This is a genomic window from Bradyrhizobium pachyrhizi, from assembly GCF_029714545.1.
In the GTDB taxonomy this organism is placed as follows: domain Bacteria; phylum Pseudomonadota; class Alphaproteobacteria; order Rhizobiales; family Xanthobacteraceae; genus Bradyrhizobium; species Bradyrhizobium pachyrhizi.
In genome coordinates this window covers 3085707-3109338 of record NZ_CP121667.1, presented here as the reverse complement: position 1 = coordinate 3109338, position 23632 = coordinate 3085707, and the positions used below count along the sequence as shown (strand labels likewise).

Here is a 23632-nt window from a genome sequence, read left to right as displayed (position 1 = left end):
AGTCCGCGGCCAAACACCACAGCATCAACTTTCTTTCGCGCTGCGAGCGCATTTTCTTGATTTGAACCGTTCCAGTTTCAAGGCCAACATCGCCCCGCAGTCCGGTCGGAGGATCGGACCATTCAGGGGATCGCGATGGCAAACCTCAAGATTAACGGCAAGACAATCACTGTAGACGTCGAGGAAGACACGCCACTGTTGTGGGCTATCAGAGAGAACGTCGGACTGACGGGGACCAAATACGGTTGCGGCATCGCCCAATGCGGCGCCTGCACCGTGCATATCGACGGCGTCGCGATGCGCTCCTGCGGCGTTACGGTGAGCGAAGCGGCCGGCAAGGAAATCACCACGATCGAGGGTCTCGCGGCGAACGGCGTGATGCACAAGGTGCAGCTCGCCTGGATCGCCAGCGACGTGCCGCAATGCGGCTATTGCCAGAGCGGCATGATCATGGCCGTCGCGGCGCTCTTGAAGGACAATCCGAAGCCGACCGACGACGACATCAACGACGCCATCACCAATATCTGCCGCTGCGGCACCTTCCAGCAGGTGCGCGAGGCGATCCATGCTGCCGCGAACGCATAAGGACGCAGCGATGAACCAGCACGTCATGCCAAAGCTTAATCGCCGCGCCTTCGTGATCGGCACCGCAACCGCCGGCGCCGGCCTCGCGCTCGGCCTCGATCTGCCGTTCGGCGGCCCCGCCGTGGTGCGCGCGGCCGACGGCGCGCCCGAGGTCAACGCCTGGGTCGTGATCCGGCCCGACGACACCGTGGTGATCCGCATCGCCCGCTCCGAAATGGGCCAGGGCACGCTCACCGGCCTCGCCCAGCTCGTCGCCGAGGAGCTGGAATGCGACTGGTCGAAGGTCACGACCGAATATCCGACGCCGGGCCAGAGCGTCGCCCGCAAGCGCGCCTGGGGCGATTTCTCGACCGGCGGCAGCCGCGGCATCCGCACCTCGCAGGACTATGTCCGCAAGGGCGGCGCCACTGCGCGCTTGATGCTGATCCAGGCGGCAGCCAACGAGTGGAAGGTGCCGGCCTCGGAATGCAAGGCCGCCAACAGCGTCATCACCCACACACCCTCGGGCAAGACCACGACCTACGGCAAGGTCGCGGAAGCCGCGGCCAAGCTCGAGCCGCCGGCCGACGTCAAGCTGAAGGACCCGAAGGACTGGACCATCGCCGGCAAGGGCCTGAAGCGGCTCGACACCGTCGACAAGACCACCGGCAAGATGGTCTACGGCATCGACGTCAAGCTGCCGGGCATGCTCAACGCCGCGATCAAGGATTGCCCGGTGTTCGGCGGCAAGGTGAAGAGCTTTGACGAGGCCAAGGTCGCCGGCATGAAGGGCGTCAAGAAGGTGGTGCAGGTCGGCGACAGCGCGGTGGCCGTCGTCGCCGACACCTGGTGGCACGCCAAGACCGCGCTGGACGCGCTGCCGATCGTCTGGGACGAAGGCCCCAACGCCAAGGTATCCAGCGAGACGATCGCGACATGGCTCGCCGAAGGTCTCGACAATGCGCAGCCGGCCTACATCGGCAACCAGAATGGCGACGCCAAGGCGGCGATCGCCAGCGCTGCCAAGAAGGTCGAGGTGGTCTACAGCTATCCCTACCAGAACCACGCCACGATGGAGCCGATGAACGCCACCGTGCTCTACACGCCCGACAAATGCGAGGTGTGGTGCGGCACGCAGAATGGCGAGGCGGCGTTCGCGGCGGCGCTCGAGGCCTCCGGCCTGCCGGCGGAGAAGGTCGACGTGCACAAGCTGATGCTCGGCGGCGGCTTCGGCCGGCGCGGCATGACCGACTATGTGCGGCAGGCGGTGGCGATCGCCAGGCAGATGCCGGGCACGCCGATCAAGCTGCTGTGGTCGCGCGAAGAGGACATGCAGCACGGCAAGTATCACCCGATCACGCAATGCAAGCTGACCGGTGCGTTCGATGCCGACAACAACCTGGTCGCGCTGCACTACCGGCTGTCGGGTCAATCCATCCTGTTCTCGGTGCGCCCGGAAGCGCTGCAGAACGGCATGGACCCCGCCGCGTTCCAGGGCGTCGCGCAAGCCGGCGAGGCCGCGATCGGCTATTCGGTGCCGAACCTGCTGGTCGAGCATTCGATGCGCAACCCGCACGTCCCGCCGGGCTTCTGGCGCGGCGTCAACGTCAATCACAACGCGATCTACATGGAATGCTTCATGGACGAGCTGGCGCTGGCGGTCGGCCAGGACCCGCTCGAATTCCGCCGCAAGCTGATGGGCAAGCACCCCAAGCATCTCGCCGTGCTCAACGCCGTGGCCGAGAAGATCGGCTGGGGCACGCCGGCGCCGCAGGGCGTCTATCGCGGCATCGCGCAGGTGATGGGCTATGGCAGCTACGTTGCCGGCGCCGCCGAGATCTCGGTGACCGACGGCAGCAAGATCAAGGTGCATCGCATCGTCGCCTCCACCGACCCCGGCTATGTCGTCAACCCGGCGCAGGTCGAGCGGCAGATCGCGGGCTCCTTCGTCTACGGCCTCAGCGCGCTCTTCTACGGCGGCTGCACCGTGAGGGACGGCCGCATCGAGCAGACCAATTTCGACAGCTACAACTCGATGCGCATCAACGAGATGCCAAAGGTGGAATCGGTGATGGTGCCGAGCGGTGGATTCTGGGGCGGCGTCGGCGAGCCGACCATCGGCGTTGCGGCGCCGGCGGTGCTCAACGCCTATTTCGCCGCGACGGGAAAGCGCATCCGCAGCTTCCCGCTGCGCAACCAGAACATCAGCTTCGCCTGATCAAACCGGAAGCGGCGGCCCGACGGCCGCCGCTTCCCTTTACGGATTCTCGTGCATGGCCGTCACGCGTCATCAGACGCGCAGGGATGTGATCCGTGGCGCCGCTGCCGTCGCAGCGGCTGCCTTGGCGCGTCCGGCGTTGGCGCAGGCGGCGCCGCGCATCGCGGTGATCGGCGGCGGCTTCGGCGGCGCGGCCTGCGCGCGGGCGCTGCGGCGGCTCGACACAAAGCTTCAAGTCACGCTGATCGAGCCGAACAGGACTTTCACCGCCTGCCCGTTCAGCAACGAGGTGATCGCAGGTCTGCGCCAGCTCACCGCACAGCAATTCAGCTATGACAAGGTTGCGGCCGACGGCATCACGATTGCCGCACAGGCGGCGACGAAGGTCGACGCGCAGGCGCGCAGCATCACGCTCGCTGACGGCACGACGCTGTCCTATGACCGGCTGGTGCTGGCCTCCGGCATCGACATGCGATTCGACGCCCTCTCCGGCTACGACGAGGCAGCGGCCGAGAAGATGCCGCACGCCTGGAAGGCCGGCGAGCAAACCCTGCTGCTGCGCAGGCAGCTTGAAGCCATGGACGATGGCGGCCTCGTCGTGATCGCGGTGCCGGCTGCGCCGCTGCGCTGTCCGCCCGCGCCTTACGAGCGCGCCAGCCTGATCGCGCATTATCTGAAGGCGAACAAGCCGAAGTCGAAGATCCTGGTGCTCGACGCCAAGGACAATTACTCGCAGCAGAAGCTGTTCGAGAAAGCCTGGGCGGAGCTCTATCCCGGCATGATCGAACGGATCGCGCTGTCGCAAGGCGGACGGGTGACGTCGGTCGATCCGGCGACCAATGAGATCGTCACCGACTTCGGCAACTACACCGCCGCGGTCGCCAATGTGATCCCGCCGCAAAGGGCCGGCCGCATCGCTGATATCGCCGGAGCCGCCGACCACACCGGCTGGTGCCCGATCGATCCCGTCACCTTTGCTTCAAAGCTCGTGCCCAACATCCACGTCATCGGTGATGCCGCGATCGCCGGCGGCATCCCGAAATCCGCCTCCGCGGCGGCGGCGCAAGGCCGCGCCTGCGCGGCGGCGATCGTGAGCGCGCTGGCCGGCAAGGCGCCGGAGACGCCGCGGCTCGATGGAGCCTGTTACAACACGGTCGCGCCGGGCTACGCCTTCTCGTTGAAGGGCATCTATCAGCCCAAGGAAGATCAGTACGCCGAGGCGGAGGTGACCACGAGCCCGGTCGACGCGCCGCGCGAGGTGCGCCAGCAAGAAGCTCACCAAGCGCTCGACTGGTTCAAGAGGATCACGGGAGATGCCTTTGGCTAGGCTCGCCCTCACAATGCTTCTCGCCGCGGGACTGTTCGCGGCGTGCTGGCCCGCCGACGCCGAGGAGCTACGGCCCTACACCGTCGTGGGCGATGCGATTCCAGCCTCGCTGACGGGAACCAAGGGCGATGTCGCGCGCGGCCGCGCGCTGATCGTCGAGCGTTCCTCCACTTGCATCCTCTGTCACAGCGGCCCATTTCCCGAGCAGGCGTTCCAGGGCGACCTCGCGCCGAACCTCGCCGGCAGCGGCAGCCGCTGGTCGGAAGGACAATTGCGGCTCCGCCTGGTCGATGCGTCGCATCTCAATGCGGCGACGATCATGCCGTCCTACTATCGCGTCGACGGGCTCGTGCGTGTCGGCACCTCGTGGCGCGGCAAGCCGATCCTGTCGGCGGAGCAGATCGAGGATCTCGTGGCTTATCTTGTGACGCTGCGGAACTAGGAAACTGGAATGACGAATTCGGACCACACCACACGCCGGACGTTTCTGAGCCTGACTGGCGGCGCCGCGGCGCTGGTGATCGTGCGCCCCGTGGACGCGACGCCGGCGATGCTGTCGGCCGCGATCCGCAATGTCATCGGCGAGGCCGATGTGCACGCCGGCAAGGTCAAGCTCGACATTCCGCCGCTGGTCGAGAACGGCAACACGGTGCCGATGACGGTCAGCGTCAGCAGCCCTATGACGGCAGTCGAGTATGTGAAGAGCATCCACGTCTTCAACGAGAAGAATCCGCAGCCGAACATCGGCAACTTCTATCTCGGGCCGCGTGCCGGACGCGCGCAGGTGTCGACCCGCATCCGCCTCGCCGACAGCCAGAAGGTCACCGCCATCGCGCGGCTGTCCGACGATACGTTCTGGTCTGCCACTGCCGACGTCGTGGTGACGCTCGCCGCCTGCACCGAGGAGGCGATCTGATGCCGTCGGCCCTGATCAATGTCCCGGCCAAGGCCAAGCGCGGCAGCGTCATCGAGATCAAGACGCTGATGTCGCACATCATGGAGACCGGCTACCGCCACACCGCCTCAGGCAGCGTTGTGCCGCGCGACATCATCACGAACTTCACTTGCCGCTTCAACGGCGAGGAAGTGTTCCGCGCCGATCTTTATCCTGCGATCGCGGCCAATCCGTTCATCACCTTCTTCACCACGGTGACCGAGAGCGGCAAGTTCGAGTTCGAATGGATCGGCGACAAGGGATTTTCGGAGACCGCACAGGCTTCGATCACGGTCGAATGAAGATTGCCGTCTGCATCGCGCTGCTGACGGCGATGGCGGGCGCCGCGCTCGCGGACGAGATTCCGCTGGTCCAGCGCCGCTCGGGCTACAGTTTCATGAGCGCCGACACTAAGGCGATGCAGGACGAGGACACCGCCAATCCCGGCATGCTGTCCGTGCTCGACGGCGAGGCCTTGTGGACGCGCAAGGCCGGCGCCGCCAACAAGGCCTGCGCCGACTGCCACAACGACGCCCGCGTCAGCATGAAGGGCGTCGCCGCGCACTATCCGGCCTTCGACAAGGCGCTAGGCAAGCCGGTCGACCTCGAGGGACGGATCAACCTCTGCCGGACCAATCACCAGCAGGCCTCGCCCTTCGCCTATGAAAGCAGTGAGCTGCTGGCGCTGACCGCCTATGTCGCACGGCAATCGCGCGGCATGCCGATTACGGCCGGCGGCGATCCGGAGCTCGCGCCGTTCATCGAACAGGGCCACGCGCTGTTCATGCAACGGCAGGGCCAGCTCAATCTCGGCTGCACCAATTGCCACGATGATAACTGGGACAAGAAGCTCGCGGGCAGCGCGATCACGCAAGGCCAGCCGACCGGCTATCCGCTGTACCGGCTGGAATGGCAGGCGCTCGGATCGTTGCAGCGGCGGCTGCGCGCCTGCATCACCGGCATCCGCGCGCAGGCTTATGATTACGGCTCGCCCGAACTGGTCGAGCTCGAGCTCTATCTGATGACGCGAGCGCGCGGCATGCCGGTCGAGACGCCGGCGGTCAGGCCCTAGCGCCAACGCTCAGGGTGAGGAGCGCGAAAGCGCGTCTCGAACCATGAGGCCCCAGTCGGGCCTCGCCCTTCGAGACGCTTGCTGCCCAAGCTCCTCAGGGTGAGGAGATGGAGTTACTGCGTAGCGGTCAGCGCTCGGCGAACGCCTTCTCGACCACAAACTGCGCGGGCTCGCCGTGATTGCCCTCGACGAAGCCGCGGCCATTCAGCAGCGTGCGGGTGTCAGCGACTAGCGCCGGCGAGCCGCAGATCATGACGCGGTCATGCGCGGCATCGAGCGCCGGCAGGCCGATGTCGGTGAACAGCTTGCCTGATGTGATGAGGTCGGTGATGCGGCCGCGGTTATGGAACGGATCGCGCGTCACGGTCGGGTAGTAGATCAGCTGGTCGCGCACCAATTCGCCGATCAGTTCGTCCTGTGGCAGCCTCTCGGTGATCATCTCACCGTAGGCGAGCTCCTTGACGCGGCGGCAGCCGTGCAGCAGCACCACCTTCTCGAACCGGTCATAAGTCTCGGGATCCTTGATCACGCTGAGGAACGGCGCGAGGCCGGTGCCGGTGCCGACCAGATAGAGGTTGCGACCGTCCTCGAGGTTGTCGATGACCAGCGTGCCGGTCGCCTTGCGGCTGACGATGATCTCGTCGCCTTCCTTGAGGTGCTGGAGGTGCGAGGTCAGCGGGCCGTCCGGAACCTTGATCGAGAAGAACTCCAGCGTGTCCTCGTAGTTCGCGCTGGCGACGCTGTAGGCCCGCAGCAGCGGCTTCTCGCCGACCTTGAGCCCGATCATGGTGAACTCGCCGTTGCGGAAGCGGAACGACGGATTGCGCGTGGTCTTGAAGGAGAACAGCGTGTCGGTCCAGTGGTGAACGCTGAGGACGCTTTCCTGGTTGAAATTGCTCATCGTCAGTTTCCTTGACGCGCGGGCCGGATTGGCGGCAAAATCATTTGTATACGATCGTTCGTATACAAATGAATAATCCAGCTTGATCCGGCCGTCAAGCCACGGGCACAATGGCCGGCGAAGGCGTTGAACCAAAAGGAAAAACCATGGCGCACGATGCACCCCAGGCGACCGGTCCGAGCAAGCTGGTGATCCGCAATATCGGGCTGTTGCTGTCGGGGGCCCTGGAAAAGCCGATCCTGGATGCCGATACCATCGTCGCCGAGAACGGCAAGATCACTGCGATCGGCCGCCTCAAGGATGTCGACACCGAAGGCGCCACCACCATCGTCGATGCCAATGGCACGACGGTCGCGCCCGGCCTGATCGACAGCCACGTCCATCCCGTCGCCGGCGACTGGACGCCGCGGCAGAACCAGATCAACTGGATCGACAGCTATCTGCATGGCGGCGTCACCACCATGATCTCCGCCGGCGAGGTGCACACGCCCGGGCGGCCGCGCGACGTCGTCGGGTTGAAGGCGATGGCGATCTTCGCGCAACGCGCGTTCTGGACACTGCGTCCGGGCGGCGTGAAGGTGCATGCCGGCGCGCCCGTGATCGAATGCGAGATGGTGGAGGACGACTTCAAGGAGATGGCCGCGGCCGGCGTCAAGCTGCTCGGCGAGGTCGGGCTCGGCGGCGTCAAGGACGGACCGACCGCGCGCAAGATGGTCGGCTGGGCGCGCAAATACGGCATTCAGAGCACGATCCACACCGGCGGCCCGTCGATCCCGGGCTCTGGCCTGATCGACAAGGACGTGGTGCTGGAGGCCGACACCGACGTGGTCGGCCACATCAACGGCGGCCACACCGCCCTGCCCGACGACCAGATCCGCTGCATCTGCGAGGGCTGCAAGCGCGGGCTCGAGCTGGTGCATAACGGCAATGAGCGCTCGGCGCTGTTCACGCTGCGGACCGCGCGCGAGATGGGCGATCTGCATCGCGTCATCCTCGGCACCGACGCGCCGGCCGGCTCCGGCGTGCAGCCGCTCGGCATCCTGCGGATGGTTTCGCTATTGTCCTCGCTCGGCGAGCTCCCGGCCGAGCTGGCGTTCTGCCTGGCGACCGGCAACACCGCACGGATGCGCGAGCTCGATTGCGGTCTGATCGAAGTCGGCCGCTCGGCCGATTTCGTGCTGATGGACAAAGCGCAGCATTCGCCAGGCAAGAACATCCTGGAGAGCGTTCAGCTCGGCGATCTCCCGGGCATCGGCATGACCATCATCGACGGCATCGTCCGCACCCAGCGCAGCCGCAACACGCCGCCCGCGGGCAAGGTGCCGGAGGTGGTGGCGAAGTGAGGTGCACCAAAGCCGTTGCGCGCGGGTGACGGGGTGAACAGCGGTGCAACATATCCGGTGTCGCCCCGGCGAAGGCCGGGACGACACTGAGTGTTTGGTGCCGCTCGTGAGTCATACGTTCACTTGCTCTCAGGGCGATAACTGGATCGGTGCTTGCTCAACCCCTTGAGCAGGCTGCCAGATCGCGCGCCCAGCGCCGCGCGGCTTTGCCGCGCCGGCGCCGTCACCGAACCTTGTTTTCAGCGGTCACCGTTGAGGTGTAGTCTGCCCGCAAGCGAACCTTAGCCGGCAGCACTCGCAAGAGGCATTTTTCGATCCGGATTTAAGTTCTTGCTGCTGTATGCCGCCGTGCCGTGTCGATCCACATCACACAATCAGGAGGCAGCCGATGACGATGAGGCCAGATCCTACGTTCCACGCGTCGCCGAAGCTCGCGATGGAAGCGCCGGCCGAGAGCTCTGCCTACACCGTGCTGCTCAGTCCGGATTTTTCAAAGCCGGACGCACTCGCGGTGATCGACGTCAAGCCCGGCTCTCCGACCTACAGCAAGATCGTCCACACCGTGACGATGCCCAACAAGGGCGACGAGTTCCACCATTTCGGCTGGAACGCCTGCTCGTCGGCGCTGTCCCCGCTGGCCGGACACGCCTTCCTCGAGCGTCGCTATCTCATCATCCCCGGCATGCGATCCTCCCGGATCTATATCGTCGACACCAAGCCGGACCCGACGCAAGCGAAGATCCACAAGATCATCGAGCCCGAGGAAATCTTCAAGAAGACCGGCTACTCGCGACCGCATACCATCCACTGCGGGCCGGAAGGCATCTATGTCAGCACGCTCGGCGGGAGCGGCAAGGACGGCACCGACGGGCCGCCCGGCATCTTCATCATGGACTGCGAGACATTCGAGGTGCTCGGCCGGTGGGAGATCGATCGTGGCCCGCAGACCAAGCATTATGATTTCTGGTGGAACCTGCCGCGCGACTACATGGTGAGCAGCGAGTGGGCCCTGCCTCCGCAGTTCGAGAACGGCATCGTGCCGGAAGACCTGCTGTCGAACAAATACGGCCACCGGCTGCATTTCTGGGACCTGCGCGCCCGACGCAACGTCCAGACCATCGACCTCGGCGCCAATCATCAGATGGCGCTGGAGGTGCGTCCGGCGCACGATCCGGTTCGCGAACACGGCTTCGTTGGCGTCGTGGTCGATACCACGAACCTCGAGGGTTCGATCTGGACCTGGTGGCGCGAGGGCGGCAAGTTTCACATCGAGAAGACGGTGACGATCCCGCCCGAGCCTGCATCGAAAGACCAACTGCCGCCGCTGTTGCAGGGTTTCGGCGCCGTACCTCCGCTGGTGACCGATATCGACTTGTCGATGGATGACAAGTTTCTCTACGTCGCCTGCTGGGGCACCGGCGAGATGCGCCAATACGATGTCAGCGATCCGCGCAAGCCGAAGCTCGCCGGATCGGTCCGCATCGGCGGCATCGTTCGTCGCGCGCCTCACCCGAACGGACAGGCCTTTGCCGGCGGGCCGCAGATGGTCGAGATCAGCCGTGACGGCAAGCGGGTGTACTGGACCAATTCGCTCTATTCGACCTGGGACGACCAGTTCTATCCGCAAGGCATTCCCGGCGCCGAGGTGATGGCGAATGCAAGCCCGGGCGGTGGGCTCGAACTGGCGAAGGACTACTGGGTCAGCTTCCCCGACGGCTACCGGGCGCACCAGATCCGGCTCGATGGCGGCGACTGCTCCACCGACTCGTTCTGCTATCCGTCGGTCTAGAGCGTTTTCAAGCGAAGTAGGTACCGGTTCGCGTGAAGAATACGCGTCAAAACAAGAATCCAGAGCCCGTTCCGATTCGATCGGAACGGAAAAGGCCCTGACGTGGGCCCGGCCGACTGGACTCCGGCCTGGCTGTGGCTGGCGGTCATCGCGAGCGGCCTCTACCACGGGATCAACCCGGGCATGGGCTGGCCGCTCGCCGTTTCTGCGGGATTGATGCAGAGGAGTTCGCGCGCACTGGTGACCGCGCTTGGCCCGCTCGCGATCGGTCATTTGCTGGCGATGCTGCTGGTGATCCTTCCGTTCGCGCTGCTGATCACCCTCGTCGAATGGCAGCGCACGATCCGGATCGGCGCCAGCCTGCTCGTCATCCTGTTTGGCATCTATCGGCTGATCGACCGGCGCCATCCGCGGGCCCTGGCCCGAATACCGCCGACGCAACTTGTCCTGTGGTCATTCGCGGTGGCGATCGCCCATGGCGCGGCGCTGATGCTGGTGCCGATCTATCTGGGGCTGTGCCGCGAGGCTGAAGCCGACCAAGGCCATGCGGCTGCCAACAGCCTGATCGATACCAGCCTCACCATGGCCGTGCTGGTCTCGATCGTCCATGCCGGCGCGATGATCGCCGCCGGCGGATGCCTGGCATGGCTGGTCTACCGCTACCTCGGCCTGAAATTCGTATCCCGGAGCTGGTTCAACCTCGACACGGTTTGGGCGCTCAGCCTGGTGCTGGTGGGCGCCGTCGCGCTAGCGCTTGGCCTGGAATCGTAGGGTGGGTAGAGCGAAGCGAAACCCACCATCTCGATCCGCGGAACGAAAGCCGATGGGTTTCGCTGCGCTCTACCCCATCCGACAATCTGCCTGCGTAACGCTGATAGATTGCTTCACCGCAACTTGCCGAGCAGCGCGATCAGCGTCTCGCGCTCCTTGGCGTCGAGCGGCGCCAGCGTCTCCCTGGAGATCACCAGCGCATTGGGCGCGGCCTTGTCGGCCATCTGCTGGCCGGCGCGTGTCAGGCTCACCAGCAGGCGGCGGCCGTCGTCGGGATCGGGCGAGGTCTCGGTCAGGCCGCGCGCGGTCAGGCGATCGATCACGCCCTTGATGGTCGCAACGTCCATCGACGTCAGCCGTCCGAGCTGGTTCTGCGAGCAGGCGCCGACCTCCGACAGCTTCGACAGCGCCGCCCACTGCGTCGGCGTCAGATTGATGCCGATCTCTCGGGCGAAGATCACGGCGTGGCGCTGCGACACCTGGCGCAGGATGAAGCCGATCTGCTCGTCCAGCACGTATCCCGGCCTGGTCGCCTTCCCGTTTCGCTTCGGTGCCGCACTCCTCGCCATTGTCCACCCCGCCCTTACAGCGACAGATGCGCGTCACGGATATCCGGACGCGCATCGAGCTCCGCCATGGTGCCGCCGAAGCAGATCCGGCCGCGCTCGATGATATAGGTGCGATCCGAGATCAATCGTGCGAAATGCAGATTCTGCTCGGAGACGACGATGCTCACGCCCTCTTTCTTCATCGCCAGGATCGCATCGACCATCTGCTCGACGATCTTCGGCGACAGACCTTCGGAGGGCTCATCGAGCAGCACCAGCGACGGATTGCCCATCAGCGTGCGCGCGATCGTCAGCATCTGCTGCTCGCCGCCGCTCATGCGCCCGCCGGGCCGGCCGCGCATCTCGCCGAGATTGGGAAACAGCTTGAACAGTTTTTCGCGATCCCATTGCGGCGCGCCTGCCCGGTTCGGCTGCCGGCCGACCTCGAGATTCTCCTCGACCGTCAAATCCGTGAAGATGCGCCGCTCCTCCGGGACGTAGCCGAGCCCGCCGCGCACGATCGCATGCGTCGGCAGATCAGAGACGTCCCGGCCCTCGAACATCACGCGGCCGGAGCGGTTCTGGACCAAGCCGACGATGGAGCGGAACGTGGTCGATTTGCCGGCGCCGTTGCGCCCGAGCAAGGCGACCACTTCGCCCTCGCCGACCTCGAGCGCGATGTCGAACAGGATATGCGCCGGGCCGTAGAAGCTGTTGAGATCCTTCACCGTCAGCTTCATGCCGATGCTCCCTCGCGGTGCCGGGCGTCATAGACGAGACCCTCGCCGAGATAGATCGCGCGCACCTGGGCATTGCCGCGGACTTCTTCGGGCGAGCCTTCGGCGATCAGGCTGCCGCGGTTGAGTACCAGGATGCGGTCGGCATGCTCGAACACCACGTCCATGTCGTGCTCGGTGAACAGCACGCCGATCGATTGCTCGCGCGCGATCCGCGCCGTCAGCCGCATCAGCTCGACGCGCTCGCGCGGCGCCATGCCGGCGGTCGGTTCGTCCATCAAGAGCAGCTTCGGCTGGTTGGCGAGAGCGATCGCAAGCTCGAGCCGCTTGACGTCGCCATAGGCGAGCTCGCCGCAGGGCCGCTCCGCATAGGCGCCCATGCCGACCAGATCGAGCAGCCGCCCGGCCTCGTCTCGAGCGTGGCGGGCGGTCGAGGCCCACAGATTGAACAACTGCCCGCCATGCGAGACCAGCGCGACCTGCACGTTCTCGCGTACCGTCATGGTTGGGAACGTCGCCGCGATCTGAAAGGTGCGGCCGACGCCCATGCGCCAGATCACGCGCGGCTTCTTGCCGGTGGTCTCCGCGCCCAGCACGCGGATGCGGCCGCTGTCGGGAATGTTCTGGCCGTTGAGCATGTCGAAGCAGGTGCTTTTTCCCGCGCCGTTCGGCCCGATCAGCGCCAAAATCTCGCCCGCGCGCAGTTCGAAGGAGACGCCGCGCACGGCATGCACGCCGCCATAGGATTTGGTCAGCCCCTCGACCGACAGCAATGTGGGAACCATGCTCATTCGGCGCTCTCGATGCGGGAGGTCAGCAAGGGCGATACCGACGACGAGGATTTGCGCCGGCGATGCATCAAGGCTTCGAGCGTGCCGACGATGCCCTTGGGGAACGCGACCACGATCAGCACCACGAACGCGCCGAGCACGAGTTTTGACCAATCGGTCTGGCTGACCAGCCAGATGTTGAGCGCCTTGTAGACGATGGCGCCGACCACCGCGCCCGACACCGTCTCGACACCGCCGAGCAGCACCATGACCAGCGCATCGACCGACAGCGAGATGCCCATATTGTCGGGGAACACGCTGCCCTTGAGATAGGCGAATAGCGCGCCGGCAAGGCCGGCGACCGTGCCCGCGATCACGAAGGCGGTCCACTGGATGCGCTTGCCGTCGATGCCGATGGCTTCGCTGCGCAGCGGCGAATCGCGCGTGGCGCGCAGCGCGAAGCCGAAGGGTGAGAACACGATGATGCGGAGGATCACCACCGCAAGCGCGGCGATGCCGAGCGACAGCCAGTAGAAATGCGACGGGCTCGCCGCCCATTTTTCCGGCCAGACCCCGAGGATGCCGTTGTCGCCGCCGGTGACCGATACCCACTGGAACGCGATCGACCAGACGATCTGCGCGAAAGCCAAGGTCAGCATCGCGAAATAGACGCCGGCGAGCTGCACCGCGAAGAAGCCGAACACGGCCGCGCCGAGTAGCCCGAGCAGCGGGCCGAGCAGCAGGCAGGCGATCATCGGCAAACCGGCCATCTTGGCGAGCAGCGCCACGCCATAGGCACCGAGGCCGAAATAAGCCGCGTGGCCGAACGAGGCGAGCCCGCCGACCGACATCAGGAAGTGCAGGCTGACCGCGAAGATCACGAAGATCGCGATCTCCGAGCCGACCGTGAGCAAATAATTGCCGGCGACGAACGGCAGTGCGGCGGCGAGGACGAGGACGGCAATCGCGGCGAACCGCTCGTTCATCGTCAGCGGCCGCCACGGATTGACGGTCAGCCCCGGCGTGCGCCGTGCCGGCGCCTCCGGCTTGCCGAACAGCCCCCAGGGACGGACGATCAGCACCACCGCCATCACCAGGAACACCAGGATGATGGAGATCTTCGGGAAGATCAGGATGCCGAAGGCGTTGAGCTCCGACACCAGCACCGCCGCGACGAAGGCGCCGATGATGCTGCCGAGGCCGCCGATCACGACCACGACGAAGACCTCGACGATGATGCGCAGATCCATCGCGTGATTGACCGCGTCGCGCGGAATCTGCAGCGCGCCGCCGAGCGCGGCGAGGAAGACGCCGAGCGCGAACACGCTGGTGAACAGCCATTTCTGATTGACGCCGAGCGCCGCGACCATGTCGCGGTCCTGCGTCGCCGCACGCACCAGCACGCCCCAACGGGTGCGCTGGAACAACAGCCAGAGGACGCCGAGCACGACCGGCCCGAGCACGATCAGGAACAGATCATAGCTCGGAATATTCTGGCCGAAGAAATCGATCGCGCCCTTGAAGCCGGGCGCGCGGCGGCCGACCAGATCGTCCGGGCCCCAGATCAGAACCACGAGATCCTCGACCATCAGCGTCAGGCCGAAGGTGGCGAGCAACTGGAACAGCTCCGGCGAATGATAGATCCGGCGCAGCAGCACCATCTCGACCAGCACGCCGATGGCGGCCACGGCCAGCGCTGCGACGACGATGCCGCCCCAGAAGCCGAGCGCGCCGGAAAAGCGTTCGGTCAGCGTGAAGGCGACATAGGCGCCGAGCATGTAGAACGCGCCATGCGCGAAATTCACGATCCGCGTCACGCCGAAGATGATCGACAGACCCGAAGCGACCAGGAACAGCGACGCCGCGCTGGCAAGACCGGTCAGGAACTGGACGACGTAAAAGGCCATGGGCAATTCGCTTTAGCGTGAATTTGCGTCAAGGGCCTCATCCTTCGAGACGGCGCTCCGCGCCTCCTCAGGATGAGGTGCGAGACCCTCATGGTGAGGAGCGCGGCGACGCCGCGCGTCTCGAACCATGAGGCCCCCACGATGTTTGCAGCCTCAATCCTTCGGCCGCAGCTTCTCGATCTCGGCATCGCTGGGCAGATAGTCCGAGCCCTTGCGATAGGCGGTGTCGACCATGATGCCCTTGCCGTCCTTCAGCGCGGTCTTGCCGGTGAAGGCGCCCAGCGTCGACTGGTGATCGATCTTGCGGAAGGTGATCTCGCCGAACGGCGACGGCATCGAGATGCCTTCGGCCGCCGCGATCAGCTTCTCCGGATCGCTCGAACCTGCCTTGGCAAGGATCGCCGCCGCCGCCTTGATGGTCTGATAGCCGACGATCGAGCCGAGCCGCGGATAGTCGTTGTACTTGGCCTGATAGGCCTTCAGGAACGCGTCATGCTCCGGCGTCTTGATCGCGTACCAGGGATAGCCGGTGACGATCCAGCCCTCCGGCGTCTCGTCCTTCAGCGGATCGAGGTATTCCGGCTCGCCAGTCAGGAAGCTCACCACGGTGCGGCCCTTGAACAGGCCGCGGGTGTTGCCTTCGCGCACGAGCTTGACGAGGTCGGCGCCGAAGGTGACGTTGAGGATCGCTTCCGGGTTCGCCGCCGCAACCGCCTGCACCACCGGGCCGGCGTCGATCTTGCCCTGCGGCGGCCACTGCTCGTCGACCCACTGGATGTCGGGCCGCTTCGCCGACATCAGCTTCTTGAACACCGCGACCGCCGACTGGCCGTATTCATAGTTCGGCGCGATCGTCGCCCAGCGTTTTGCAGGCAGTTTTGCGGCTTCTTCCACCAGCATTGCCGCCTGCATGTAGTTCGACGGACGCAGGCGGAACGTGTAGCGGTTGCCTTTCGACCACGTGATCGCGTCGGTCAAAGGCTCAGCCGCAAGGAAAAACACCTTCTTCTGGTTGGCGAAGTCGGAAACGGCAAGGCCGATGTTGGAGAGGAACGTGCCGGTAAGCATCGCGACGTTCTCGCTCGACACCAGCTCGTTGGCCGCGGTCTGTGCGTCCGCCGGCTTGCCGCCGTCGTCCTTGGAAACGACAACGAGCTTCTTGCCGCCAATACCGCCGGCGGCATTGATCTCCTCCACCGCCAGTTGCCAGCCCTTGCGATAGGGCTCGGTGAATGCCGGCAGCAAGGAATAAGAGTTGATCTCGCCGATCTTGATTTCGCTCTGCGCCATGGCCTGCGTCGTCATGGCGCTCGTTGCCATGGTCGCGACCGCGATCGCCAATCCCGCCCCTACGAAATAACCACGCATCCCGTCCTCCAGTTTTTCTTCAAAGAGATTATCGCAATCCGTCTTCGCCCTTGATCTCGCCGACCGTCAGCCCGCCGACGCGCGGCAGCGGCCGGCCACTGTCGGTTACCGCGACCGCGACCATGATCTCGTTGGCCCGCGGCGCGTCGTTGATCTGCACCTCCATGCCGTCGAAATGGCTGCGCACGAAGGCCGCGTCCTTGTGCCCGAGCGGAATATCCAGCGTGGTGCCGGGCCCCGAGCGCTTCTTCGACGACGGGATCAGCGCCGCGCCCTTCGACAACACCTTGCGCACCGGCGCGCCCATCTTCGGATGCAGGATCGCCGCCGCATGCTCGAGCTCGCCATTCTCGCCGACGGCGGCGGCCTTGCCGTAGCTGTGCGCCTTGGTGCCGTCGATGCCGAGCGCGGCGACGGCCCGCTTCGAGAGCAGTTCGCCGAGTTCCTCGCCGATCGCGATCAGCGGCGACAGGTCCTCGACATAGCGGCCGGCAAAGGGGTTTTCGATCACGGCGATCGCGGCGGCACGCCTTGTCGGCGGTGCGATAGTCTTGCCCATCTCCAGATGGGTCTCCTCGACCACAGTGACGATCTTGCGAATAACGGCGCTCATCTTGCCTTGCTCCCGGTCATGCCCGCAGCAGGTGTTTTGTCGTTCTTCTCTGTAGCGCGTGCGACGCCGGCGCTCCGTTCCCAATTGCACCGACAAGCCGCGTTTCGCCCAGTAGACGCAATGCCGCGCCCTCGATCAATCCCGACATCAGGAGGTCGCGCGCCCGCGCCGCCCCCGCGCCGAGCGCCTGCTCGATCTCGTGTTCCGCTAGCTGCCCGACATCGCGGGTCACCAGCCGCGCGCCGAGATCGCTGTCGGGCTGCAGCTCGCTCGCCTGAACGCGCAGGATCGCGGGATGATTGGGCAGATCGACCGCATTGGCGATCACCGTCGCCGCGGCATCGGCCTGCGAGGCCGTCCGCGCCAGCACGGTGACGGCATCGGCGATGCCGAGCGAAAAGCTGCGGCCGTGGCGGCCGCTGGTCGCGATGCCGCGGACCGGCGTGTCGGCATCGACCGTCATGGTGCGCATCACGCCATGGCGGTCCGGCCGGTCCATCAGGCCGACCGTGAATTGTTCGCCGTCGCCGAGATGCAGGGCGATATCGCCGCCATTGTTGACATAGGCGCGGTCGAGCGGCGCGGCCTCAAGCATCGCGCCCAAAATTTCCTCGGCGACCGAGCCCGCAACCGCTGCCATCGGCGTGATGAAGCAATCGGCGGCAAACGGCGCCACCGCCGCATGCATGCGCTGTGCGACCACACCTTTCAGCGTGCACCCGCCCGGAGCGGCTGCGCTGCGCAGTTCGGCCAGTTCCGCGCAGAGTTCGTCGAGCAAGCCGGTGAAGCGCGCCGCCGCAGCCTGATAGGCGGTACGAATGTCAGCATCGCCGCCCTTGGCCTCGATAACCAGATCAATCGGACCGTCCTGCAAATGCAGCCGCTTGCCGTCAGGAAGAAGCGCGATTTGCGGGAGCCTGGAGCCTCTTCCGTTCCGATGGAATCGGAGCGGGGCTCCAGATTCTTGTTTTGACGCGTTTTCTTTGCGCGAACCGGTATCCACTTCGCTGGAAAACGCTCTGGTCATGCGCGCCGCCCGGGGAGATACGGCATCGGCCGGACTTCGGCACTGTCGCGCAGCGACGACAGCGGCCGGACATAGTCCATGTGGCCGCCGAGCGCCGCGTAGTCCGACAGCTTCATCGTGAACTCGATCGGCGCCACCAGCGCCGGGGTCGGCACATAGCCGAAGGCACCGGCCGGCATCTGCGTGACATCGACCATGAAGGTGATGCCGCCGCCGGGCCAGACATAGACCGGCGCGCCGCCGCTGGTCACCCGCGTCAGCGCGTCCTTCACCGAGCGCGTCAGCCGCACCGGATTATCGGTGACGCCGGCGCGCAGCGATCCGCCCGCGCCGCCCATGAACAGCACGGTGCACAGCGCCGGCTCGCAATTCTCCTGAATGCGCTCGACCGAAAATCTGAGGTCCGCCGGCATATCGGTCTCGACCGGCTTCAGCGCCTCGTCGAGCACATAATAAGAAGCATGCTCGCCGGTGGTCGAGACCATCAGCATGGTGAGCCCGGGCCGCGCCTCCTTCGCATTGAAGGGGCCGAGGATCGACAGCGGATCGGAGATGTTGGTGCCGCCCCATCCGGTGCCGGGATCGGCGACCTGGAAATAGCGGCCCGGCGTCGAGCGGCGGCCCTTCATCTTGATGCCGGTGTCGGCGATGTCGAGCAGCTTGCCGGCCTGGTGCTCGCTGAGCACGCCGGTGATGTGGTCGTCGACCACCACGACCTCGTCGACCTTGCCGTGCCATTGCTTGGCGAACATGCCGATCGTCGCCGAGCCGCAGCCGACCCGCATGCGCTCTTCTGCCACACCATTGACGATCGGCGGCCTGCCGGCCTGCACCACGACGGTGGCGCCGCCGTCGATCGTCAGCTCTACCGCCTTGCAGTTGGAGAGATCCATCAGCGTGTCGCAGGTGACGCGGCCCTCCTTCTTGGAGCCGCCGGTCAGATGATGCACCCCGCCGAGCGAGAGCATCTGCGAGCCATATTCGCTGGTCGTGACATGGCCGACCGCCTCGCCGTCCGCGCGCACGATCGCGGTTTCCGGGCCGAGATAGCGGTCGGTGTCGATCTTCACCTTGACGCCGCAATACGAGAAAATGCCTTCGGTCACTACGGTGACCATGTCGACGCCGTCGACTTCCGACGACACGATGAAGGGCGCGGGCTTGTAGTCCGGATAGGTGGTTCCGGCGCCGATCGCGGTGACGAACAGTTCGGGCTGGCGGACGATCTTGCCGTCCCAGTCGCCGCTCACCTGGAACGGAACCAGCTTGCCGCCGTGCGACACGGTGCGCTCCAGCACGACATGCGGATCGACGCGCACCAGCGTGCCGTCATGATTGGCATAGCGGTCGCAGGCGCCGGCCGCGCCCGGCTTGATGTAGCACATCACCGGACAGGCATCGCAGCGGATCTTGTCGCCGGCGGCGACGGTCATTGTGTCAGCCATCGTGACCAAGCCTGGACTTGTAGCGGCGGTCGATCATACTGCCCTTCCGCCTCCCATGCATATCGTTCGTATACGAATGATCCTGCGCGCGAGCCCGGGAGCTGTCAAGCGGCCTTTGCGATCAAACCCTGCCCTTCGCTTGCGCACCCTGTTCATAAAGCGGGCACGCGCTGCAGCGCGGCATGCCGCCGCTTGCACGTTTGTATACAAACGTTATCCTCGTCGGCGATCTGACGCTGACTTTGCAGCGCAAAACATCAGGGGAGAACCGGGGCAATGCGCCTGACCGTGAACGGCAGGAATCATGATGTCGACGCCGCTCCCGACACCGCATTGCTTTACGTGCTGCGCAACGACCTCGAATTGAACGGACCGAAATATGGCTGCGGGCTCGGCGAGTGCGGCGCTTGCGCGGTGCTGATCGACGGCGTCGCCGCGCGCGCCTGCGTGATTCCGATCGAAGGCTGCGCGGGGCGCAGCATCGTCACGCTCGAAGGCCTCGGCAGCCGCGAGCATCCCGATCCCGTGCAGGATGCCTTCATCCGCGAACAGGCCGCGCAGTGCGGCTATTGCCTCAACGGCATGATCATCACCACCAAGGCCTTGCTGGCGCGCAATCCAACTCCGTCCGAGCATGAGGTGCTGGAAGCGCTGCGCTACAATCTCTGCCGCTGCGGCGCGCATATCGAGATCGTACGCGCGGCGATGCGCGCGGCCGGTCACGCGCTCGAGGCGCGCGATTGATGGTCGACGCACGGGCTCCCGAGCAACGCCGGCGCGGCTCGCTGTCGGTCGTTCGCCCTACGGTGCTGGGCGCGGAAGGCGCGTTCGAGACCTTCATCACCATCACGGCCGACGGCACGGTGAATGCCTATAACGGCCATGTCGACCTCGGCACCGGCATCCGCACCGCGCTCGGACAGATCGTTGCCGAAGAGCTCGACGTCTCCTTTGCCCGCGTTGTCGTGATCCTCGGCGACACCGCGGTGGTGCCGAACCAGGGCGCGACGATCGCGAGCGAGACCATCCAGATCACCGCCGTTCCCCTGCGCAAGGCCGCCGCGCAAGCGCGGCATTTTTTGCTCACGCGCGCGGCCGAGCGGCTTGAGCTGCCGGCGAGTAATCTCACGATCGAGGACGGCCTGATCCGCGGCCACGACAACCGCAGCATCACCTATGGCGAGCTGATCGCGGACGAGACCATCCGGCTCGATCTTGCCGATGAGGTTCCGGTCAAGGCCGTGAGCGCCTATTCGGTCGTCGGCAAGTCGGTGCCGCGCGTCGACGTGCCGGCGAAGGCCACCGGCGAGCTCGTCTATGTCCATGATGTGCGCGTGCCCGGCATGCTGCACGGCCGCGTGGTCCGCCCGCCTTACGCCGGCGTCGATGCCGGTCCGTTCGTCGGCACCAGCCTGATCGCGGTCGATGAAGCGTCAGTGCGCGATATCCCCGGCCTCGTCGCCGTGGTGCGGATCGGCGATTTCGTCGGCGTCGTCGCCGAGCGCGAGGAGAATGCGATCAAGGCGGCCGCGCAGCTCACCGTGAACTGGAAGCCGGGACCGGCGCTGACCGATCTTGCCGACGTGGAGAAGGCGCTGCGCGCCAACCCCTTGACGCCGCGCCAGCTGATCGACAAGGGCGACGTCGACGCCGCGATCAAGGCGGCCGCCAAGCCGATGCAGCGGACTTATCTCTGGCCCTACCAGATGCACGGCTCGATCGGCCCGTCCTGCGCCGTTGCCGATTACAGCGAGGGCGCGATCCGGGTCTGGTCCGGCACCCAAAACCCGCACATCCTGCGCGGCGACCTCGCGCTGCTGATCCAGCGGCCGGAATCCGAGATCGACGTGATCCGGATGGAGGCGGCTGGCTGCTACGGCCGCAACTGCGCCGACGATGTCTCCGCCGATGCGCTGCTGCTGTCGCGCGCGGTCGGCCGTCCGGTGCGCGTCCAGCTCACCCGCGAGCAGGAACATGCCTGGGAGCCGAAAGGCACCGCGCAGCTGATGGATGTCAATGGCGGGCTCAACGCCGACGGCAGCGTCGCCGGTTATGATTTTGCCACGCGCTATCCCTCGAACGGCGCGCCGACACTGGCGCTGCTGCTCACCGGGCGGATCGCGCCTGAAGCGGCCGTGTTCGAGATGGGCGACCGCACCGCGATCCCGCCCTACGATTACGAGAACATGCGCGTGGTCGCCAACGACATGCCGCCGATCGTGCGCGCGTCATGGTTTCGCGGCGTCTCGGCGCTGCCGAACACCTTTGCGCATGAATCCTACATCGACGAGCTTGCGGCGGAGGCCGAGGTCGATCCGATCGAGTACCGGCTGCGCTATCTGAAGGACAAGCGCGCGATCGATCTCGTCAATGCCGTTGCCGAGCGCGCCGGCTGGACGCCGCGCCCGGTGTGGAAAGAGCCCGAGGCGGACGGCGATATCGTGCGCGGCCGCGGCTTTGCCTATGCGCTCTACGTGCACAGCAAGTTTCCCGGTTACGGCGCGGCATGGTCGGCGTGGATCGCCGATGTCGCCGTCAACAAGGCGACCGGCGATGTCAGCGTGACCCGCGTCGTCGCCGGCCAGGATTCCGGATTGATGATCAATCCGGAGGGCGTACGGCACCAGATCGAAGGCAACGTGATCCAGTCGACCAGCCGCGCGCTGATGGAGGAGGTGTCCTTCGAGCGCGGCGCGGTGACGGCGCGGGAATGGGGCGCCTATCCCATCATCAAGTTTCCTGAGCTGCCGAAGATCGATGTGTTGATGCTGCCGCGGCAGGATCAACCACCGCTCGGGGTCGGCGAGTCCGCCTCGGTGCCGAGCGCCGCTGCGATTGCCAACGCGATCTATGACGCGACCGGCGTGCGCTTCCGCGAATTGCCGTTCACGCCAGAGCGCATTTTGAAGGGATTGCGCGGCGAGCAACCGGTCGCGCCCGCCGCGCTCCCGCCGCCTGCGCAGACGGCCGACCGCAACAGATGGCAGAATCCCTTTGCAAAGCGTGGCGGGATCCTTGGCGGCATTGCAGCGATGTGTGCAGCCGCGATCGGCATCGGCGCGGCCGTGCTGCCGTGGCGCGCGATCGCGCCGATCGCCCGGCCCGACGCCTCGGTCTATTCCGCTGCGACGATCGCCCGTGGCAAGGAGCTTGCAGCGCTCGGTGCCTGCGCCGTCTGCCACACCTCGGAGCACGGTGTCCTGAATGCCGGCGGTCGGCCGCTGGAGACGCCGTTCGGCACCATCTTCACCACCAACATCACGCCCGATGTCGACACCGGCATCGGCGCCTGGTCCTATCCCGCGTTCGAGCGCGCGATGCGCGAGGGCATCCATCGCGACGGACACCACCTCTATCCGGCGTTTCCGTACACGCATTTCGCCAGGACCAGTGATGCCGACCTGCAGGCGCTCTATGCCTATCTGATGGCGCAACCGCCGGTGCGCGCCGCGACGCCGGCGAATACGCTTGCCTTCCCGTTCAATTTGCGGCCGCTGCTCGCCGGCTGGAATGCGCTGTTCCATCAGAGGCAGGCATTCCAGCCCGATCCATCGAAGTCAGCGATCTGGAATCGCGGCGCCTATCTGATCGAAGGGCTCGGCCATTGCAGCGCCTGCCACTCGCCGCGCAATGCGCTCGGCGCCGAGCGGCAAAGCGCCTATCTCGCCGGCGGCTTCGCGGAAGGCTGGGAGGCGCCGGCGCTGACGTCGCTGTCGAAGGCGCCGATCCCCTGGAGCGAGGACGAGCTCTACGCCTATTTGCGCACCGGCGAGTCGCGCCTGCACGGCGTCGCCGCGGGCCCGATGGCGCCGGTCGTGCAGGAGCTCGCCGCGCTGCCCGACCAGGACATCCGCGCGATGGCGGTCTACCTCGCCTCGTTCAACGAGACCACCGATCGGCCGGCCCACGATGGCATTGCCGCGAAGCTCGAAGCCGGCACCGTCGTCACCACCGCGGCCTCGGCGGGGGCGCGGATTTATCAAGGCGCCTGCGCGGTCTGCCATGAGGTCGGCGGCCCGCCGCTGTTCGGCAGCCGGCCGTCGCTGGCGCTGAACAGCAATCTGCACAGCGACGCGCCTGATAACCTGATCCAGGTGATCCTGCACGGCATCGCCAAGCCGGCCGTGACCGATCTGGGTTACATGCCGGCCTTCAAGGACAGCATGAGCGACGGCCAGGTCGCCGAGCTCGTCACCTTCCTCCGGCGGCAATTTGCGCCTGATAAGCCGGCCTGGGCCGATGTCACCGCCACCGTCGGCCGTATACGGCAGACCATAGCGCGCTGACCTGCCATGTTC

Annotated in this window: 21 protein-coding genes; 12 read left to right on the top strand and 9 right to left on the bottom strand. The window is 65.8% G+C overall.

What is annotated here, in order from left to right; translation table 11 throughout:
• Positions 1 to 135 precede the first annotated feature (135 nt).
• From QA639_RS14335 to soxA, 7 genes are read left to right on the top strand one after another with little or no spacing between them, the layout of a single operon-like run.
• Positions 136 to 585: a (2Fe-2S)-binding protein gene (locus tag QA639_RS14335; RefSeq protein WP_157347581.1), complete on the top strand. Its 450-nt coding sequence runs from the start codon at positions 136 to 138 to the stop codon at positions 583 to 585.
• Between the two features lie 10 nt (positions 586 to 595).
• A complete protein-coding gene (locus QA639_RS14330) occupies positions 596 to 2782 on the top strand; it encodes a xanthine dehydrogenase family protein molybdopterin-binding subunit (RefSeq protein WP_283090101.1) in 2187 nt (728 codons plus the stop codon).
• A 55-nt stretch (positions 2783 to 2837) separates the two neighbouring features.
• A complete protein-coding gene (locus QA639_RS14325) occupies positions 2838 to 4109 on the top strand; it encodes an NAD(P)/FAD-dependent oxidoreductase (RefSeq protein ID WP_157347577.1) in 1272 nt (423 codons plus the stop codon).
• A 13-nt stretch (positions 4110 to 4122) separates the two neighbouring features.
• Complete coding sequence (gene soxX / locus QA639_RS14320) at positions 4123 to 4551, top strand: sulfur oxidation c-type cytochrome SoxX (RefSeq protein WP_157347650.1); 429 nt, start codon at positions 4123 to 4125, stop codon at positions 4549 to 4551.
• 9 nt (positions 4552 to 4560) lie between these two features.
• Entirely contained in the window at positions 4561 to 5025 is a 465-nt protein-coding gene (locus QA639_RS14315; RefSeq protein ID WP_157347575.1) for a SoxY-related AACIE arm protein, read from the top strand.
• Entirely contained in the window at positions 5025 to 5345 is a 321-nt protein-coding gene (soxZ, locus tag QA639_RS14310) for a thiosulfate oxidation carrier complex protein SoxZ (protein ID WP_157347573.1), read from the top strand. Before QA639_RS14315 ends, soxZ begins: the two co-directional genes overlap by 1 nt.
• Positions 5342 to 6115: a sulfur oxidation c-type cytochrome SoxA gene (gene soxA, locus QA639_RS14305; RefSeq protein WP_157347571.1), complete on the top strand. Its 774-nt coding sequence runs from the start codon at positions 5342 to 5344 to the stop codon at positions 6113 to 6115. Before soxZ ends, soxA begins: the two co-directional genes overlap by 4 nt.
• A gap of 127 nt (positions 6116 to 6242) precedes the next feature.
• On the opposite strand, the gene QA639_RS14300 is transcribed toward soxA, so the two are convergent.
• On the bottom strand, positions 6243 to 7016 hold the full coding sequence (locus QA639_RS14300; protein ID WP_157347569.1) for a ferredoxin--NADP reductase: 774 nt from the start codon (positions 7014 to 7016) through the stop codon (positions 6243 to 6245).
• 146 nt (positions 7017 to 7162) lie between these two features.
• Between QA639_RS14300 and QA639_RS14295 the strand changes: the two genes are divergently transcribed.
• The 3 genes from QA639_RS14295 (at position 7163) to QA639_RS14285 (ending at position 10919) form a co-directional block, all read left to right on the top strand.
• The gene (locus QA639_RS14295; protein ID WP_283090100.1) at positions 7163 to 8359 is read left to right on the top strand and encodes an amidohydrolase family protein; all 1197 of its coding nucleotides are present in this window, start codon (positions 7163 to 7165) and stop codon (positions 8357 to 8359) included.
• 388 nt (positions 8360 to 8747) lie between these two features.
• Positions 8748 to 10148 carry a selenium-binding protein SBP56-related protein gene (locus QA639_RS14290; RefSeq protein ID WP_157347565.1) on the top strand — a complete coding sequence of 467 codons (1401 nt, stop codon included), beginning with the start codon at positions 8748 to 8750 and terminating at the stop codon, positions 10146 to 10148.
• Positions 10149 to 10250: 102 nt separating this feature from the next.
• Positions 10251 to 10919 (top strand): hypothetical protein, encoded by a 669-nt coding sequence (locus tag QA639_RS14285; protein ID WP_050385139.1) that lies wholly within the window; start codon positions 10251 to 10253, stop codon positions 10917 to 10919.
• A gap of 113 nt (positions 10920 to 11032) precedes the next feature.
• On the opposite strand, the gene QA639_RS14280 is transcribed toward QA639_RS14285, so the two are convergent.
• From QA639_RS14280 to QA639_RS14245, 8 genes are all read right to left on the bottom strand, one after another.
• Entirely contained in the window at positions 11033 to 11488 is a 456-nt protein-coding gene (locus tag QA639_RS14280) for a MarR family winged helix-turn-helix transcriptional regulator (protein ID WP_028334366.1), read from the bottom strand.
• Positions 11489 to 11502: 14 nt separating this feature from the next.
• Positions 11503 to 12207: an ABC transporter ATP-binding protein gene (locus QA639_RS14275; protein WP_283090099.1), complete on the bottom strand. Its 705-nt coding sequence runs from the start codon at positions 12205 to 12207 to the stop codon at positions 11503 to 11505.
• The gene (locus QA639_RS14270; RefSeq protein WP_016842451.1) at positions 12204 to 12995 is read right to left on the bottom strand and encodes an ABC transporter ATP-binding protein; all 792 of its coding nucleotides are present in this window, start codon (positions 12993 to 12995) and stop codon (positions 12204 to 12206) included. Before QA639_RS14270 ends, QA639_RS14275 begins: the two co-directional genes overlap by 4 nt.
• Positions 12992 to 14881: an ABC transporter permease gene (locus QA639_RS14265; RefSeq protein WP_157347561.1), complete on the bottom strand. Its 1890-nt coding sequence runs from the start codon at positions 14879 to 14881 to the stop codon at positions 12992 to 12994. The genes QA639_RS14270 and QA639_RS14265 overlap by 4 nt, the downstream gene beginning before the upstream one ends.
• A 153-nt stretch (positions 14882 to 15034) precedes the next feature.
• Entirely contained in the window at positions 15035 to 16249 is a 1215-nt protein-coding gene (locus QA639_RS14260; protein ID WP_028334370.1) for an ABC transporter substrate-binding protein, read from the bottom strand.
• A 28-nt stretch (positions 16250 to 16277) separates the two neighbouring features.
• Positions 16278 to 16862 carry an amino acid synthesis family protein gene (locus QA639_RS14255; RefSeq protein WP_283090098.1) on the bottom strand — a complete coding sequence of 195 codons (585 nt, stop codon included), beginning with the start codon at positions 16860 to 16862 and terminating at the stop codon, positions 16278 to 16280.
• A gap of 16 nt (positions 16863 to 16878) precedes the next feature.
• Positions 16879 to 17889 (bottom strand): UPF0280 family protein, encoded by a 1011-nt coding sequence (locus QA639_RS14250; protein WP_283090097.1) that lies wholly within the window; start codon positions 17887 to 17889, stop codon positions 16879 to 16881.
• Positions 17886 to 19334 carry a 6-hydroxynicotinate reductase gene (locus tag QA639_RS14245; protein WP_283090096.1) on the bottom strand — a complete coding sequence of 483 codons (1449 nt, stop codon included), beginning with the start codon at positions 19332 to 19334 and terminating at the stop codon, positions 17886 to 17888. Before QA639_RS14245 ends, QA639_RS14250 begins: the two co-directional genes overlap by 4 nt.
• 276 nt (positions 19335 to 19610) lie before the next feature.
• Here QA639_RS14245 and QA639_RS14240 point away from each other — a divergent pair, with 276 nt between their 5' ends.
• Both QA639_RS14240 and QA639_RS14235 read left to right on the top strand, forming a co-directional pair.
• On the top strand, positions 19611 to 20078 hold the full coding sequence (locus tag QA639_RS14240; protein ID WP_050385146.1) for a (2Fe-2S)-binding protein: 468 nt from the start codon (positions 19611 to 19613) through the stop codon (positions 20076 to 20078).
• On the top strand, positions 20078 to 23620 hold the full coding sequence (locus QA639_RS14235) for a molybdopterin cofactor-binding domain-containing protein (protein ID WP_283090095.1): 3543 nt from the start codon (positions 20078 to 20080) through the stop codon (positions 23618 to 23620). The genes QA639_RS14240 and QA639_RS14235 overlap by 1 nt, the downstream gene beginning before the upstream one ends.
• Positions 23621 to 23632: the final 12 nt, after the last annotated feature.

Coding starts and splice junctions, on each gene's coding strand:
- QA639_RS14270 (WP_016842451.1), bottom strand. CDS start 12,995: ATGAGCATGGTTCCCACATTGCTGTCGGTCGAGGGGCTGACCAAATCC.
- QA639_RS14235 (WP_283090095.1), top strand. CDS start 20,078: ATGGTCGACGCACGGGCTCCCGAGCAACGCCGGCGCGGCTCGCTGTCG.
- QA639_RS14265 (WP_157347561.1), bottom strand. CDS start 14,881: ATGGCCTTTTACGTCGTCCAGTTCCTGACCGGTCTTGCCAGCGCGGCG.
- QA639_RS14240 (WP_050385146.1), top strand. CDS start 19,611: ATGCGCCTGACCGTGAACGGCAGGAATCATGATGTCGACGCCGCTCCC.
- QA639_RS14260 (WP_028334370.1), bottom strand. CDS start 16,249: ATGCGTGGTTATTTCGTAGGGGCGGGATTGGCGATCGCGGTCGCGACC.
- QA639_RS14295 (WP_283090100.1), top strand. CDS start 7,163: ATGGCGCACGATGCACCCCAGGCGACCGGTCCGAGCAAGCTGGTGATC.
- QA639_RS14280 (WP_028334366.1), bottom strand. CDS start 11,488: ATGGCGAGGAGTGCGGCACCGAAGCGAAACGGGAAGGCGACCAGGCCG.
- QA639_RS14335 (WP_157347581.1), top strand. CDS start 136: ATGGCAAACCTCAAGATTAACGGCAAGACAATCACTGTAGACGTCGAG.
- QA639_RS14315 (WP_157347575.1), top strand. CDS start 4,561: ATGACGAATTCGGACCACACCACACGCCGGACGTTTCTGAGCCTGACT.
- QA639_RS14325 (WP_157347577.1), top strand. CDS start 2,838: ATGGCCGTCACGCGTCATCAGACGCGCAGGGATGTGATCCGTGGCGCC.
- soxZ (WP_157347573.1), top strand. CDS start 5,025: ATGCCGTCGGCCCTGATCAATGTCCCGGCCAAGGCCAAGCGCGGCAGC.
- soxX (WP_157347650.1), top strand. CDS start 4,123: ATGCTTCTCGCCGCGGGACTGTTCGCGGCGTGCTGGCCCGCCGACGCC.
- QA639_RS14255 (WP_283090098.1), bottom strand. CDS start 16,862: ATGAGCGCCGTTATTCGCAAGATCGTCACTGTGGTCGAGGAGACCCAT.
- QA639_RS14290 (WP_157347565.1), top strand. CDS start 8,748: ATGACGATGAGGCCAGATCCTACGTTCCACGCGTCGCCGAAGCTCGCG.
- soxA (WP_157347571.1), top strand. CDS start 5,342: ATGAAGATTGCCGTCTGCATCGCGCTGCTGACGGCGATGGCGGGCGCC.
- QA639_RS14245 (WP_283090096.1), bottom strand. CDS start 19,334: ATGGCTGACACAATGACCGTCGCCGCCGGCGACAAGATCCGCTGCGAT.
- QA639_RS14250 (WP_283090097.1), bottom strand. CDS start 17,889: ATGACCAGAGCGTTTTCCAGCGAAGTGGATACCGGTTCGCGCAAAGAA.
- QA639_RS14275 (WP_283090099.1), bottom strand. CDS start 12,207: ATGAAGCTGACGGTGAAGGATCTCAACAGCTTCTACGGCCCGGCGCAT.
- QA639_RS14300 (WP_157347569.1), bottom strand. CDS start 7,016: ATGAGCAATTTCAACCAGGAAAGCGTCCTCAGCGTTCACCACTGGACC.
- QA639_RS14330 (WP_283090101.1), top strand. CDS start 596: ATGAACCAGCACGTCATGCCAAAGCTTAATCGCCGCGCCTTCGTGATC.